This is a genomic window from Gordonia sp. 852002-10350_SCH5691597, assembly GCF_001665715.1.
GTDB lineage: Bacteria > Actinomycetota > Actinomycetes > Mycobacteriales > Mycobacteriaceae > Gordonia > Gordonia sputi.
On the sequence record NZ_LZMO01000065.1, the window covers coordinates 1 to 14,887 of the forward strand.

The following is a 14,887-nucleotide window of genomic DNA, read 5'->3' on the forward strand; positions in this document are numbered from 1 at the left end:
CGCCAACCTCGTTGCGGCGTACCGCCAGAACATCTCTGACCTTCCCTGGATGACGCCGTCGACTCGCGAGCGCGCGTTGGTCAAGCTCGAGAAGTTCACCCCCAAGATCGGGTACCCCGCACAGTGGCGCGACTACAGCGCACTGTCGGTCGACCGTGGTGATCTCATCGGAAACTACGCGCGCTCGCGAGTCGACGGCGTCATCCAGGGAAGGTCAGAGATGTTCTGGCGGTACGCCGCAACGAGGTTGGCGATCAGCTCGTCCATCCGGGCCTTTGCCTCGGGCGGGAAATGCTCCTCGACGTAGAGCTTGCCGACGGCGAATCCCATTGCGCCCTCGACGAATCCGACGCCGCGCTTCCAGCGGTCGCGGATGGTCTCGGCTCCGGTGAGGGTGCGGCCGTAGAAAGCGAAGTTCTCGTCGACGAACTCCGACGACAGATACGACGCTGCCGAGTGCAGCAGCCGCCAGGTCAGCCACGTCTTCCAGTGTTCGATCGGCGACTCGGCGAACAGCGTGGTGACGTCGTCGACGAACGAAGGCTGACCGACCACGACCTCCGCGAAGGTGACGTCTCCGACGGTCCCGAGGCCGCCGAACCACTCGTGGATGTTGAAACCCGAAGTGAGCGAATCGAACTCGCCGAGAGAGAAGAGGTTGTAGGTGAGGTCGGCGTCGCGTCGTCGAACCACGTCCCAGTGATGGCCCGCGATGGCGGTCTCGAGGTTGAGCACCGTGGTCGCGCGCTCATCTGCGTCGTCGTAGCCTGCGAGCGCGAACATGCGTGAGACGTGATCGCGGTATGCCTCACGGGTTTCCGCGTGGTTGTCGTCGCGGTAGTACGACTCGTCGGGCAGTCCGAGACCGGACTGCACCACGTGCACGAGGTAGCGATCGGATCGCTTGGCGTCGGTGTCGACGTAGAAACCGAAGAGTCCGCCGACGCCGTGGCGCTGCAGACGGCCGATGCGTCCGGAGAGTTCGTCGGTCGACGTGACCGCTTCGATGGCTTCGATCTCACCGCGGATCGGACCGATCCCGAGTGCCTCGATGTGATCGGTGTCCATGAACGACCCGAAGAGATCGCCGATCTTCTGGGCGTCGGAGCCGCTTGGCGGATCGGCCTCGGCACATGCGGTGATGATGTCGCGGACGTTCTCCTCCGCACGATCACGCAACACGTGGAATGCTCCGTCGACCGAACGGTCGTCGGGGATCTCGTGGGTATCGAGCCACTTGCCGTTGACGTGGGAGAACAGGTCGTCCTGGACGCGGACGGCATCGTCGACCCACTCGAGGTCGATGCCGGAAGGAAGGGAATCGGTCTTCGAAGCAGTCACGACGTCTATCCTGTCACGCCACCGCGCGACCTTCAGTTGAGTCAGGGCTCTCCGAGTGCTTTGTTCATCGCCCAGATCAAAACCTCGGCCGGCCCGTCTCCCGCATCCGATCGCAGCGTCGCTCCAGAGGTTTCGACGCCGCGCGCAGCGTCGCCTGCTGCGAGGGTGATCTCGGCGACCTGATCTGTTGTGGACAGCACGGCCCGGCCGTCGACGACGAGGACATGGGTGAACCGAGCGTCGGGGATGGCGACCGAGGTGCCCGGCGCGATACGGGCGGCGAACAGCGTCGCGGCACGGTTGCTGATCGTGATCGCGGCTTCGGCAGCGGGGTCGCCCGACGCCACGGCGACGAGATCGCCTCCGGCGAGTGCTGCGGAGATGTCGCGCTGCTCGTACGACGGTGTGATGCCGTACTCGTCGGGTACCAGCCACATCTGTATGTAGTGGACCGGTTCGGAACCGGATTCGTGCAGGTCAGGCCACGGGTCGTTACGTTCGGTGTGGTCGATGCCGGAGCCGGCGCTCATTCGTTGGGCGAGACCGGGATAGACGACGCCGGTGTGACCTGCAGAGTCCGTGTGCACCAACGTGCCGGAGACCACCCATGTGACGATTTCGGAATCCGAATGATGGTGGGCATCGAATCCATGTCCGGGTAGTAAAACTTCTTCATTGCATGCAATGAGAAGTCCATGATGGGTGTTTGATGGATCGTAATGATCGCCGAATGAGAACGAGTGACGGGAGGTCAACCAATCGGTCGACGTCACCTCCCGGACTCCGGCTCGGAACACCGTGAAGACCATGACCCATTATGGGCATCGGCTCTGACGCGGAGTTCAGGCCGCCACCGCGCTGCAGCTGAGGTCGACTCCGGCGTGGCAGAGGGTTCAGACCTCCTCGTCGACTCCGCTCCTCGTGGCGACGAATCCGACGGCGAGAAGCTCATCGACCCGGCCACCGCGAAGTCCCTGGCCGCCGCCCCCGATCGGGCGGCCGACCGTGAGACTGATGGGGACCGAGACGAGATCGTGACTAGTCCGAGTTCTGACCGCAAGCAGGTCAGTGATGTGACTCGTGTGACTAGAGTGAACAATGGGACTATGAAGTATTGCTTGCGGTGGGTAGCTCTTGTTGCCTGCGTAGTCCTCGTCGGTGCTGGCGGTTTTGTCACCTGGCGCATGCTCTCCAGTGGTCCCGACACCGGTGCCGCGGCGGCGGTCAGCGAGTTCGCCAGCGCACTGAGCAGGAAAGACGCCACCGCAGCAGCGTCGTACACCACTGCCCCCGGTCAGGCCGCAGACGCTCTGACGCAGACCGTCACAGCGATGAATCCCCAGTCGATCGACGTCGACGTCGACAAGCCGGAGGAGTACAGCGACGGCACCGCGTCGTTCAACCTGAAGACCACCTGGCGGTGGGACAAGGACCGCTCGTTCGAGTCGGCGACGTCGGGCACTGCCCGCCACCTGAGTTCTGGTTGGAAGATCACCTGGGATCCCGCACTCCTGGCCCAGGGAATGCCCGTCGGCGGCAACCTCCGTGAGGTCCGGACCGACGCGCGGCCCGCTCCAACGGTCAACAGCGTGTCCGGCAAGCCCTTCATGGTGTTGGCGCCGGTCAACGAGATCGTCCTCGACCCGGCCAAGACCAAGGACCAGGGGGCGTCGGTGCGCGCACTGTCGCGGACATTGGCACCGATCGCGCCGTTGATCACGCCGGACGTCATCAACGCGAAGCTCGCGGCAGCACCGGGCAAGCCGATCATCGCGGTGACCCTGCGCGATCCCGACATGGGTGTGATGACCAGCGATCCGGCGGCGATTCCAGGAGTGTCGGTCAACAAGACCGGCATGCTCGTGATGGCCGACCGTCGACTCTCGTCGCCGCTCGAGCCCGCACTGACCAATTACTGGCAGGCGATCGTTGATGCGACCGCCGGTTGGCAGGTCCAGATGGTGGGTCCGGGCCTCGCGCCGCGCAAGCTCGCGGGGGAGCAGGGGCCTCCCGGTCCCGACGTCGCGACGTCGATCAACCAGCAGGTGCAGTTGACCCTCGGTGACGCGGCCGTCGAGGTCGGACAACCGGCGACCATCATGGCGCTCGACGCCGGGTCGGGTCGGATTCTCGGTCTGGCGCAGAACGATTACGCCGCCGAGCGTGGAAACAGCGTCGACCAGCAGTATCCGGTCGGGGCGACGCTCGATCCCGTGTTCTCGGCCGTCGACAAGGCCACGTCTTCGCGGGAGTCGAACAACGAGTCGTCGGACACGGCGCTCGACCGACTGGGGCTCGGCGTCACGTTCACGGTTCCGGGCGCGTCGACTCCGACCTCCCCGAAGCCGGGTGTCGCGACGATTGACTACCGGCCCCAGTCGGCAACGGCGACCATGCTGAACATGGCTGCGCTCGGTGTGTCGATGGCGCGGGCCAACGCGGGCACTCAGAGTTCTGTTGCTCCCGCGGTCATCTCGGGTGCCACGACCAAGGTCGACGGCGGTTCACTCGGAGCGATCGACAAGTCGGTGAGCGCGCCGATCCTCGCGGCGATGACGACAACAGCCAAGACCGGCGACGCCAGTGACCTCACTCGCGCGCCCGGCCTGAAAGCGCTGGTCGGAACCAACGGACCGCAGGGTCCCGGCTGGTTCATCGGCATTCAGGGCGGCAAGGTCATCGTGATCTACACAGAGGGTGAGAAGTCGGGGACCGCTGCACTACAGGTCGCTCAGAAGTACTTCCGCATCGCGTAGGCGACGACCGCGCGCCAGCCCAGCATGAACAGGCCGAGCGCGATGGTCGCGACGATGATGAAGCTCAGCGCGATGCCCTGGTGCAGCAGGTAGCGCAGCACCATGCCGATCGCGACGGTGCAGATCCAGATCGTCAGACCGGTCGGAACGATGCGTGCGGGCCGGAAGTCGCTGCCGAACCACTCACTCGACCCGACATGTGAATAGACGTAGGCGATCGACCAGCCGGCGGCGGCACCGACAAGGAACGGCCAGAGGGTCTGCAGCACTCCGACCAGCGCGAAGCCGTCGTGGTGGTTCGCCCTGCCGATCATCACGAACACGACGACGGCCACGAGGTCGCACAGCGCTGCCGCGGCCAGCGGGAACGTCGTGGTGTGCCGACTGCTGGTCGGATCCCTCACGTCAGACTTCGACATGGGTATCAACGGTAGCGTCACCCATCGTTGATGACGTGCTGCGGGTGGCGGGCGACAGACATGAAATGTCAGTCCGGGGGCGGTTCAGGTCCGTATTGTCTCCGCTCCGGAGCCGCGTCCGGGTCGAAATCGCCCGACTCGACGTCGCGATCGATCTCTTCTCCGATGGAGTCGTCGGTACGGATTCGCGACCGGAAGAGGAAGAACACGACGATCCACCCGATCACTGCGACCAACACATAACTGATGATCCGGTAGACGAGTACCGCGGTCAGTGCGTCGGCGGCTGGCATCCCCGCGCTGGTCAGCGCTGGGACAAGCACGGCGTCGACCACTCCGATCCCGCCGGGAAGCAGTGGAATCGCGGTACCGACGGCCTTGCCCGCCGCGTAGGCGACCATCAGTCCGGAGACGCTCGGATGGGCTCCGACCGCCCAGCACGCGAACATCAGGCACGCGACGTCGGCGATCCAGTTGAACAGGCTCCACGCGAAGGCGACACTCGTGTCACGACGGGTGAGTTGGACCGCGCGCAACTGTTCGAGTGTCTCCAATAACCGCGACACCCCGTGATCCGACGGCTTGCTGCGCACCTGGTTGATCCAGCCGAGGATGCGTTCGCCAGTGGACTGCAGCGACTCCGGATGGCTGGCGAGATACTGCAGGACGACGGCCACCGCGATGAACCCGACCGCAGAGAAGACCACCGAGAACGGGCTGGTCTTGGCGCCCGCGAGCAGTGCGCCACCGAATCCGAGCACTGCGAGTCCGACACCGGCGAGCAGCCCGGACATGACCACCTGCCACGACGCGACAACGGGCGAGGCACCCCACTTGCGTGTCTCGCGGTAGGTGAAAGCGGGTGCGAGTACCTGACCACCCGGCAGCGTCTGGCTGACCGAGTTCGCGGCGAGGACCACCGATAGTGACTTCCACTCGGAGACACGAACACCCGCCGACCGCAGCAGCGCTCGCTGTACCTGCGCGAAACTGTCCATCGAAAGCAGGGCCGCGACGACGCAGGCGACGAGCCACACCCAGTCGAGATCGCCGATCCGGTGAGCTGCTTCCTCGAGTTTCGGCCAGATCAGCACGACCTCGACCGCCAGGATGGCCACCACGACGGCCGTCAGGATCCACCGAACCCACCAGAAGCGAGAGCGAGGGACGGTACCGTGGACCGCCGGTGTATCCGACGTCATACGGCTAAGGGTAACGACAGCTAGTGTGACTCCCGTGGACCATGCCGCCCGACCCGACGAGTATCCCGAAGATTCCGAGGCGGGGGTGTCTGTGAGATCGCTGGCCGAGCTCGACCGCTCCAAGGTGCACCCGTTTGTTCGGGCCACAGCCGAGTGGGTGTGGCGACTCCTGCTGATCGTCTTCGCCGTCTATGTGCTCGGGCGCCTGTTTCTCGAGTTCGACGAGGTGTTCGTTCCGGTTGCGCTGGCGATCCTGGTGTCGGCCTTCCTGGTTCCCGGTGTCGACTGGCTCGACCGGAAGGGGCTCCCGAGGTCGCTGGCTGTTGTCATCATGCTGCTGGTCGCGCTGGGAGTTGTCGCGACGGTGCTGACCTTCGTCGGTCGGGCATTTGTCCATGGGTTCCCCGCGCTGACCGCAGAGATCACGGTCACCATCGATCGCACGCGAGAATGGCTGGTCGACGGCCCGCTCGACGTCGACGAAGCACAGGTGCGCAACCTCGGGTCGAACATCATCAACCTGATGGAGCACAACCAGGCCAAGCTGGCAGGCGGTGCCGTTGCGACCGCGACGACGGCGACCGAACTGGTCACCGGTGCGTTACTGACATTGTTCCTCACGATCTTCTTCCTCTACGGCGGCGGTCAGATCTGGGAGTTCTGCTGCCGTCTGATCCCGCGGAAGACCCGAGGTCGGGTCGCAGCCGCGGGTGTCGCGGGCTTCGGCACCCTGGTGGGGTACGTACGTGCGACCGTGATCGTCGCGTTCGTCGATGCCGTGTGTATCGGCGTCGGGTTGGCGATCCTGCGGGTTCCGTTGGCACTTCCGTTGGCGACGGTGGTCTTCCTCTTCTCGTTCATCCCGATCGTGGGCGCGCTCATCAGCGGCTCGCTCGCCGTCGTGATCGCGTTGGTGACGCAGGGCTGGTTGACCGCGGTCATCGTGTTGGCGCTCCTCATCGGCGTGATGCAACTCGAAGGTCATGTGCTGCAACCCTTCCTGCTCGGCAGGTCGGTGCGTCTGCATCCGGTCGCGGTGATCCTCGCGATCGCCGCGGGCATCGTGGGGGCCGGGATCATCGGCGGGCTCTTCGCCGTGCCGATCATCGCCTTCGCGAACACCGCCGTGCGATATCTCGCCGGCCACCGCAACCTACCGATCTCGAGTGGGGAAGGTTCGTATCATTACGCCGAGGCCGACGAACCTCATTGGGACAACCGAGATCTCGACGCCGCGGCCGCGTCGGCGGGCGTGGCGGTCGAGGAGGGTGTCGGGGTCTCGAAAGCCGACGCCGAGGCCGACGTCGAGCGGGGTCTCGACGGCGATGGTGCCGACGTGGACGTGGCCGACGACGTCGAGGCCGATGACAGCAAGGCCGATGACAGCACGACTGATGACACCACGGCCGGCGACACCGCGCCCAAGAAGGACCCCGACGAGTCGTCATGAGAAGTGATCCGGTCACGCCGCTCTGGCGCGGCGCGCAGGTGTTGCGACTGTTGTCGTACCTCTACGCGCTCGGGTTCCGGATCGCGATCGACGGCGACCTGCTGCACCCGGGCGTGACGTGGGTGCTGTTCGGATTCCTCACCGTGTGGACCGTCGCCTGCGGTATCGCGTATTACGTTGGCTTCGGCCGTAATTGGTACTGGGTCGGCACTGAGCTGGTGATCGCCTGCGCGTTGATGTTGTCGACGTCGTATGTCGCCAGCGAGTCGTGGGCACTGAACAACCAGACATGGCCGACGACGCTGTGGGCCACCAACTCGGTGATCTCGGCGGCACTGCTCGCGGGGCCGATCGTCGGCCTCATCGCGGGTCTGGTCGTCGGCGGCACAAGCGCTTTCGTCAAGGGCTGGCTCGATCTGAACTTCGGCCGCAACGCGACGATCATCGTGATGATGGCGGCCGGTGTCGCGGTGGGACTCGCGGCGGTCAATGCCCGTCGGGCGCAGGCGGAGTTGGCAGCTGCCGCACGCGTGGCGGCGGCCGCAAGTGAACGCGAGCGACTGTCCCGTGAGGTGCACGACGGTGTGCTCCAGGTGCTGTCGTTCATCTCCAAGCGCGGCCGTGAGATCGGCGGCGCCACAGCGCAACTCGACGACCTAGCGGCAACGCAGGAGGTCGCGCTGCGCCGTCTGATCGCAGATGTCGACGTCGGGGCCGAATCTGACTGTGGGACCGCGGATCTGACCGCACTGCTGCGTGCGGCCGGGGGAGAGGCTGTGGCGGTGAGTGCGCCCGCCGACCCGGTGGAGATCGACGCGACGACGGCACGCGAGATCAGTGCGGCGGTGATCAACGCCCTCGACAACGTCGCGCATCACGCGGGACCGGGTGCGCGTGCCTACGTGCTCCTCGAAGACCTCGGCGACGCCGTTGTCGTGAGTGTCCGCGACGACGGTGTCGGTATCGCCGCGGGACGGCTCGACGAGGCGCGTCGTCAGGGCAGGCTCGGCGTCGCACAGTCGATTGTCGGGAGAATCGAATCCCTCGGTGGCAGAGCACTACTCGACTCCGACGAGGGTATCGGCACGGAGTGGGAACTGACGGTACCGGTGACACGGGAGAAGAGATGAGCGAGATACAGGACGGCAACCAACTGCGGGTGATGGTCGTCGACGACCATCCGATGTGGCGGGATGGCGTCGCGCGCGACCTCTCCGATGAGGGGTTCGAGGTCGTGGCAACTGCCGGCTCTGTCGGGGCCGCGGGGCGTCGTGCCGGTGCGGTGCAACCCGACGTCGTCCTCATGGACATGCAGCTGCCCGACGGTAACGGGGCGGAGGCGACCGCGTCCGTGCTCGAGGTCTCGCCGAGGACGCGAGTGTTGGTCCTGTCCGCATCAGACGAGCGCGACGACGTACTCGACGCCGTAAAGGCCGGTGCGAGTGGCTATCTGGTGAAGAGCGCGTCGAAGGAGGAATTGATCGACGCGGTGCGGGCGACCGCGGCGGGCCAGGCGGTCTTCACGCCGGGACTCGCGGGTCTCGTACTCGGCGAATTCCGACGTATGTCCTCCGAACCCGACCGCGCGCCGCAGACTCCCGTGCTCACCGAGCGCGAAACCGAGGTCCTACGCTACGTCGCAAAGGGTATGAGCGCCAAGCAGATTGCGCGCAAACTGACGCTGAGCCACCGGACCGTCGAGAATCATGTGCAGTCGACGTTGCGCAAACTGCAACTCGGTAACCGCGTCGAACTCACGCGATACGCGATAGAGCACGGCATCGACGAGTGAGCGGTAGGGCCACCGGGACGCTGACCGCTACTCGCCGGAACGGCTGCGGCGCAACAGTTCCTGCACGCTGATCTGGTTCTCGCCAGGATTCTCGTCTGCGCGCGCGTGCCGATCCGACGACCGACTCGGTCCGTCGTCGGTGCGCTGACGCCGCGGCGGTGGGGTGCGGGTCTCGTGATCTTCGCTCGGCGCGACGGGTTGCTGCGCTCGGCGCGCCGCGTCGGGCGAGAGTCCACGCTCCATCGGCGACTGCGAACCCTCGGGTGCGCGTCGTTGCGACGCCCTCGCCTGCTCCGGCGACAGTGACGCGACGAGCGGACGCTTGCCGGTCTTGTCGAGGTCGGGGCGTCGACCCAGCGGCGACGGGCTCGCGGCGCCGGTCTGTGGCTGGTTCAGGCGGATGCCGCCCTCGCCGAGCATCCATCCGCCCGTGTCGGGACGGTCGGACTTCTGACGACGCGGTGCCGACGGGCGAGACAAGCGCGCAGTACGTACCGGCTCGATCTCGTCGAGCGTCTGCGCGGGACGTTGATCGCGCAGCGCGGGGCGTCGATCCGACGGCGGCTGCGACGGCCGGGTGCGCGCGGCCGGGGGTTGGGCAGCACGACGCTGTGTCGGCTGGGGTGTGGGGCCAGGCCGGGGTGCAGTGGTCGGCCGGGGTGCCGACCCCGCGCGCGTGGAGCGTGTGGCCGCACCCGCCGAGACCGTCGCGGCGGCACGCGGAGCCGCTCGCATGGCGGTCGTCGGTACCTCGGCGATCAACGTGCCCGCACGCATACCCTGCGTGCCTGCACCTGCACCTGCACCTGCATTAACGAGTTTCGCGCCGGGCTCGTCGTCGAGGATCGTTTCGCCGAGGCCGATCTTGCGTTGGACGGTCTTCATCCACCGCGGTGCCCACCAGCAGTCGTCACCGAGCAGCTTCATCGTCGACGGGACGAGCAGCATACGGATGATGGTGGCGTCGAGGATGAGCGCCGCGATCATGCCGTAGGCGATGTACTTCATCATCACGATCTCGGACAGTCCGAACGCGCCGGTCACGACGATGAGGATCGCCGCGGCGGCAGTGATGATCCGACCGGTGTGCGCGGTACCGACGCGAATCGCTTCCGTGGTGCTCGCGCCCTTCTGTCTCGCTTCGACCATGCGGGACAACAGGAATATCTCGTAGTCGGTCGACAGGCCGAACACAATCGCGATGATCAGCACGAGGACGGCGGCGAACAACGGTCCCGGCGTGAAGTTGGCGATCGACGCGCCGTGGCCGTCGACGAAGATCCACGTCAGGATGCCCAGCGTCGCGCCGAGGCCCAACGCCGACATCAGAGCAGCCTTGATCGGCAGGACCACGGAGCCGAAGGCGAGGAACATCAACAGCCCGGTGACCAGGACGAGCAGGATCGCCATGAGCGGCAGTCGGGTGAGCAGGGCATCGATGGAGTCCTGCACCAGTGCGGGAGTTCCCGCCACCCACATCTTGATGCCCGCGGGTTTGTCGATGGCACGCAGATCCTTCACGGCCTCGCCCGCGGTATCGCGGTTGACCAGACCCGCCGACATCTGGATGACCTGCGGACCGTTGAAGCCGTAGGTTCCGGTGAGCGCGCCGTCGTCGGCCGAGGGGCTGAACTGCTTGGTGAAGCCGGGGATCTTGTTGGCCTCGTCGGCGATCTGCTGGATCTTGGCGCCGCTGTCGGGGTCGTTGACGTCGTAGGAGATGACGAGCTTGATCTCTTCGGTGCGTTCCTTCGGGAACGCCTTGTCGAAGTCCTCCTGGGCGACACGGCTCGGATTGTTCGGCGGCAGATAAGCCTCACTGATGCCGCCGAACTTGATGCCCCCGATCGGGATGGTGAGGATCAGCAGGATCAGGACGGTCGGCACCGCGGTGGCGATGGGATGGCGCATGACCCACCCCGACAGACGGCCCCAGAAACCGTTCTCGATCTCGGCCTTGGTCTTCGTGCGTCGGAGGAACGGCAACCCGAAGGCGTCGATCTTCGGTCCGAGGATGCTCAGGATGGCCGGCAGCACGGTGATCGAGAGGATCGCGGCCAACGACACCGAGAAGATCGCACCGTAGGCGACGGACTTCAAGAAGCCCTGCGGCATCATCAGCAGACAGGCGATGGCGGCGACGATGATCGTCGCCGAAAAGACCACGGTTTGTCCCGCGGTCATCACTGTTCTTCGTACCGCTGGCTTGGTGGTGTAGCCCTCGGCGAGTTCTTCTCTGAATCTGCTGACGATGAACAGCCCGTAGTCGATCGCGATGCCGAGGCCGATCAGCGTCACCACCGATTGCGCAAAGATATTCAGCTCGGTGAGCTGGGCGATGATGTTCATGATGCCCAGCGAGCCCGCGATCGTCAGACCACCGATGAACACCGGGAGACAGGCGGCGATGACACCGCCGAAGATGAAGAACAGCATCACCGCGACGAGCGGGAGCGCGATCACCTCGGCGCGTCGGATGTCGTCGTCCATACCGCTGGCCATCGCACCGGCAACGGGTTGCAGGCCTGCGAGTTGGAATCGGGTGCCTTCGAGTCCGTACTTACCGGGATCGTCGACGACGCCCTGCAGGAACGGTTCGATCTTCTTGTAATTCGCGAGTACCGAGGTGTCGTCGTTGCCCGCGACGCCGATACTGATGAAGGCCTGCTTCTTGTCGGCGGTGAACGTCCGCGACCTGATGGTGTCCTGCGCGGCCTTCTGCGCGACCGTGTCGTCCTTCAGATAGAAGGGGTCGATGATCTCCTGGTTGTTGCGTAGCGCGTTCTCGTAGGCCTGCTGATCGGTCGAATCGGGAGCGGCCGCGGCGCGCTGCACCACATCGGGATGTTGCCTCAGAAGATCGTCGACGACCTGCTCGACCTTGCTTCCGAACTGCTTGTCGTCGACCAGCGTGCCTGCGGGCGGGGTGATGAGGAGGATGACGTCGGAGCGGTGGTCGCGGCCGAAGGCGGTGTCGGCGACAACCGAACCCTTCGACGACTGGGCTGTCGGATCGAACCATCCGCTCTGCGACAGGTGATTGCCGAGCCCGAGTCCGTAGAGGCCGAGGCCGCCCATGATGGCGACCAACACCGCAATGACGGCAAAGCGCATCCGGAAGACGAATGTGCCGATGGCTCCGAACACGCCGACTCCTTTCGAGAAAGTCTCGCCGAGATAGTTGCCGAGATTGTTTCAGTGGTGCCTGAGTGCTTGCTGAGGTTTGGTAAGGGAGCTGGAGGCTAGGGGCCGGGGGTTTCCGCTCCGAGCTGACGGGCGCTCTCTCAGCGGAGAAGCGCGCGCAGCGGGCGGAACGGGGTGAGCCACGCGCCGTCGTCTGGCAGTGAGTCGAGCCCGATGCGGGGCAGCGGCTCCCGGAAGACGCCGGGAATCTCCTCGAGATCGACGAACTCGAGCCCATCCGTGGAGAGCGCCCAGCTCACGTGTTCGCGGAAACCGATGACCGTGACCGGAACGCCTTCGGCGGCGATCTCGACCAGCGGATCCCGGAACGCCTGACCATCCGCGGAGGCGACGATCAGCCCGGCTAACCCAACAGTGTGCCTGCGAAGTTCGATGTGGTCGAGCATGTCGGGGTCCACATCGCTGTCCTCGGACAGTTTCGGCTTGGCGAAAACCGCGTACCCGACGTTGCGCAACGCGTCGACCCACGGCCGCACGACGTCGGCGCTACCAGGCACGATGTTGGTGAAGACCGTCGCCTCGGGTTCGATCTGGACCGCGAGGTCCGACGTCGTCGAAATGTCGTCGACATCACTGTGGTCGTCGCTACTGCCGTCGACATCGCTACTGCCGTCAACATCGCCACTGCCGTAGTCATCGGTGGCGTCATCGCCGACGGCGCGATCGTAGGCCGCGACCGCTGCCTGTGCAGAGATGTCGGCGGTGCGCTGCAGTAACCAGCGGCCGAGAGCGTCGAATCGGGGTCGGTGCGCCGCCGTCGGGCGTCCGCCGAGGATGGACCCGAGGCCCATGTCCATGTTGGGGGCGTCCCAGACCAGGAGGACGCGCTGCGCGCCGCTCTGTCCGGAGATCGTGTCGGCGAAGCGTGCGGTCGATCCACGGGTGTCGGTCATCAGCCTTCGCCGCCTGTCGGGGTGTCTGGAGCTTCGGGGGTTTCGGGGTTGTCCGCGGTTTCGGGGTTGTCCGGGGCGTCCGCCGTCCCCTGCTCGCGGGGTCGGACGTACACGAACTCGTTGACCTCGCGGCCCTCGCGCTCTGCGCGACCCTCGAACTTGGTGGTCGGACGTTCCAGGGAGATCGGTACCCCCGTCGTCGCGGGGACGACGTGGACGCGCTCGGGACTCTGGGTCGCGAGGATCTCGGCGATCCACTCCGCGTAGTCCGCATGGTCGGTGGCGATGTGCAGCACGCCACCGGGCCGGAGTCGGTCAGCCATGAGTTCGATGGTGCCCCGTTGGACGAATCGACGCTTGTGATGGCGCGATTTGGGCCAGGGGTCGGGAAAGAAGAGTCGAATCGCGGTGAGCGATTCGGAGGGGATGAGCTCACGCAACACGACGACGCCGTCGCCGCGGATCATGCGCACATTGGTCAGGCCTGCGCGGTCGACGAGACCGACGAGCTGTGCAAGGCCCGGCTTGTAGACCTCGACGGCGATCACGTCGACGTCGGGTTCGTCCGCGGCCATCGCGGCCGTCGAGATGCCGGTTCCGCTGCCGATCTCGAGCACCCGGGGTGCCTCGCGCCCGAAGAGTGCGTCGAAGTCGATGGGTGGTTCCGGGGTCTGGGCCGGGTCGGTGGCCAGGTCGCGGCCGAGTACCGGCCACAGCGTCTCCCAGTTGCGCTGCTGGCCCGGCGTCAGCGAGCCGCGGCGGAACCGGAAGCTGGTCACGCGCGGGTAGAGGCGTGACGCGTCGGCTTGGCCGTTGGCCGGTCCGGGGGAGGAGTTCACCGGTCCATCGTGGCCCATCGGGTCGGTCATGCACACCTCGACACCCGCTTGTGCAATCTGCTGCGCCACCTCGCCCAACTGCGACTACCCTTCCACCAGGGAAGATGGGCCGGTCTTGAGTGGGGGTGAGTGCGTGATCGATCCAACTGGTCCGCTCGCGCTCGCACTGTCGTCGGGATCGGTCGGGCAGCTCGTCGCGCCTGATTCGCCCGCTTTTGCCACGCTCGACGCCGCCGCGCGACGCTACGTGCAGCCGCTGTCGGTTGCGGTGGTCGGTCGTCGTGGAGTGGGTCGCGACACGATGGCGCGTGCGTTGTCTGAGCGCTTCGGTGTTGCGGCATTCGTGGCCGAGCGTGGGTCGAGCGTGCTCGCCGGCGCCGATCTGCGAGTGCATGTGCTCGCCGGAGCGCCACGACGTGCCGACCACGAGATGCTCGCCGCCTCGCCGCGCGAACGGACCGTCGTCGTCCTCGGAAAGGCCGACACGCTGCCATCCGATGCCGTGTCCGGCGAATCCGATGCCGTGGCCAGGCTCGTCCGCACCGCGAGTGAGTCGCTCGGGAGGCCCGTCGTCGCGGTCTCGCAGTTGTCCGCGTGCGCCACGGTGTCCGACGACGAGTTCGCATTCCTCCGCCGACTTGTCGCCGACGGTGAGGTGATGCCGTCGATGTCCGGCCACTTTCTCGCGCCCGCACGGCCTGCGCAGTTGCAGATGCGCGCGGACCTGCTTCGACGCCTCGACGCCGCCGGTGTCGCGCGTGCGCTGAGCCTGGTGGCCGCCGACGATCCCGCGGCTGCCGGAGCGTCGACGCTCACCGGATATCTGCGGGCGACGAGCGGATTCGACACTCTGCGGGAGGCGTTCGCGGCGTGCATGCCCGCGGTCGTCGCGCACCGGGGTGCGCAGGTACGCGCATCGCTCGAGCTGGCCGCTGCGGCCGGCGTCGACCGTGACAGCGTCGAACGGCTCCTGTGCACGGGAGGGGTGTGA

11 protein-coding genes and 2 pseudogenes are annotated in these 14,887 nt (G+C 66.1%); 6 read left to right on the top strand and 7 right to left on the bottom strand.

What is annotated here, in order from left to right:
• Positions 1 to 106 (top strand): annotated as a pseudogene (locus A5777_RS25790) (hypothetical protein); the annotation flags it as partial.
• A gap of 71 nt (positions 107 to 177) precedes the next feature.
• On the opposite strand, the pseudogene A5777_RS04560 reads toward A5777_RS25790, so the two are convergent.
• A pseudogene (locus A5777_RS04560) lies at positions 178 to 1,350 on the bottom strand (peptidase M13); the annotation flags it as partial.
• Between the two features lie 32 nt (positions 1,351 to 1,382).
• Positions 1,383 to 2,150 (bottom strand): pirin family protein, encoded by a 768-nt coding sequence (locus A5777_RS04565; RefSeq protein ID WP_064861766.1) that lies wholly within the window; start codon positions 2,148 to 2,150, stop codon positions 1,383 to 1,385.
• Positions 2,151 to 2,525: 375 nt separating this feature from the next.
• Here A5777_RS04565 and A5777_RS04570 point away from each other — a divergent pair, with 375 nt between their 5' ends.
• Positions 2,526 to 4,097, top strand: a complete 1,572-nt coding sequence (locus A5777_RS04570) for an NTF2-like N-terminal transpeptidase domain-containing protein (protein WP_231894938.1) — start codon at positions 2,526 to 2,528, stop codon at positions 4,095 to 4,097.
• Here A5777_RS04570 and A5777_RS04575 read toward each other — a convergent pair.
• On the bottom strand, positions 4,073 to 4,516 hold the full coding sequence (locus A5777_RS04575) for a DUF3054 domain-containing protein (RefSeq protein ID WP_064861768.1): 444 nt from the start codon (positions 4,514 to 4,516) through the stop codon (positions 4,073 to 4,075). The genes A5777_RS04570 and A5777_RS04575 overlap by 25 nt on opposite strands.
• 68 nt (positions 4,517 to 4,584) lie before the next feature.
• The gene (locus A5777_RS04580; protein WP_064861769.1) at positions 4,585 to 5,718 is read right to left on the bottom strand and encodes a TIGR00374 family protein; all 1,134 of its coding nucleotides are present in this window, start codon (positions 5,716 to 5,718) and stop codon (positions 4,585 to 4,587) included.
• A 34-nt stretch (positions 5,719 to 5,752) separates the two neighbouring features.
• Here A5777_RS04580 and A5777_RS04585 point away from each other — a divergent pair, with 34 nt between their 5' ends.
• From A5777_RS04585 to A5777_RS04595, 3 genes are read left to right on the top strand one after another with little or no spacing between them, the layout of a single operon-like run.
• Positions 5,753 to 7,168, top strand: a complete 1,416-nt coding sequence (locus A5777_RS04585; protein ID WP_372495455.1) for an AI-2E family transporter — start codon at positions 5,753 to 5,755, stop codon at positions 7,166 to 7,168.
• Positions 7,165 to 8,298 carry a MacS family sensor histidine kinase gene (macS, locus tag A5777_RS04590; RefSeq protein WP_064861770.1) on the top strand — a complete coding sequence of 378 codons (1,134 nt, stop codon included), beginning with the start codon at positions 7,165 to 7,167 and terminating at the stop codon, positions 8,296 to 8,298. Before A5777_RS04585 ends, macS begins: the two co-directional genes overlap by 4 nt.
• Positions 8,295 to 8,960: a response regulator gene (locus A5777_RS04595; RefSeq protein WP_064861771.1), complete on the top strand. Its 666-nt coding sequence runs from the start codon at positions 8,295 to 8,297 to the stop codon at positions 8,958 to 8,960. The genes macS and A5777_RS04595 overlap by 4 nt, the downstream gene beginning before the upstream one ends.
• 27 nt (positions 8,961 to 8,987) lie before the next feature.
• Here the strand turns inward: A5777_RS04595 and A5777_RS04600 are convergent, their stop codons facing one another.
• The 3 genes from A5777_RS04600 to trmB form a co-directional block, all read right to left on the bottom strand.
• Positions 8,988 to 12,107: an MMPL family transporter gene (locus A5777_RS04600; RefSeq protein ID WP_064861772.1), complete on the bottom strand. Its 3,120-nt coding sequence runs from the start codon at positions 12,105 to 12,107 to the stop codon at positions 8,988 to 8,990.
• A 137-nt stretch (positions 12,108 to 12,244) separates the two neighbouring features.
• Positions 12,245 to 13,057: a hypothetical protein gene (locus A5777_RS04605; RefSeq protein ID WP_064861773.1), complete on the bottom strand. Its 813-nt coding sequence runs from the start codon at positions 13,055 to 13,057 to the stop codon at positions 12,245 to 12,247.
• On the bottom strand, positions 13,057 to 13,914 hold the full coding sequence (trmB, locus tag A5777_RS04610; protein WP_231894940.1) for a tRNA (guanosine(46)-N7)-methyltransferase TrmB: 858 nt from the start codon (positions 13,912 to 13,914) through the stop codon (positions 13,057 to 13,059). Before trmB ends, A5777_RS04605 begins: the two co-directional genes overlap by 1 nt.
• Before the next feature lie 115 nt (positions 13,915 to 14,029).
• Between trmB and A5777_RS04615 the strand changes: the two genes are divergently transcribed.
• A complete protein-coding gene (locus A5777_RS04615) occupies positions 14,030 to 14,887 on the top strand; it encodes a hypothetical protein (RefSeq protein WP_064861775.1) in 858 nt (285 codons plus the stop codon).

What these genes read in the sequence shown, in the direction of transcription:
- macS (WP_064861770.1), top strand. Translation starts at nt 7,165, where the DNA reads ATGAGAAGTGATCCGGTCACGCCGCTCTGGCGCGGCGCGCAGGTGTTG.
- A5777_RS04605 (WP_064861773.1), bottom strand. Translation starts at nt 13,057, where the DNA reads ATGACCGACACCCGTGGATCGACCGCACGCTTCGCCGACACGATCTCC.
- A5777_RS04595 (WP_064861771.1), top strand. Translation starts at nt 8,295, where the DNA reads ATGAGCGAGATACAGGACGGCAACCAACTGCGGGTGATGGTCGTCGAC.
- A5777_RS04570 (WP_231894938.1), top strand. Translation starts at nt 2,526, where the DNA reads ATGCTCTCCAGTGGTCCCGACACCGGTGCCGCGGCGGCGGTCAGCGAG.
- A5777_RS04565 (WP_064861766.1), bottom strand. Translation starts at nt 2,150, where the DNA reads ATGGTCTTCACGGTGTTCCGAGCCGGAGTCCGGGAGGTGACGTCGACC.
- A5777_RS04580 (WP_064861769.1), bottom strand. Translation starts at nt 5,718, where the DNA reads ATGACGTCGGATACACCGGCGGTCCACGGTACCGTCCCTCGCTCTCGC.
- trmB (WP_231894940.1), bottom strand. Translation starts at nt 13,914, where the DNA reads ATGGGCCACGATGGACCGGTGAACTCCTCCCCCGGACCGGCCAACGGC.
- A5777_RS04575 (WP_064861768.1), bottom strand. Translation starts at nt 4,516, where the DNA reads ATGTCGAAGTCTGACGTGAGGGATCCGACCAGCAGTCGGCACACCACG.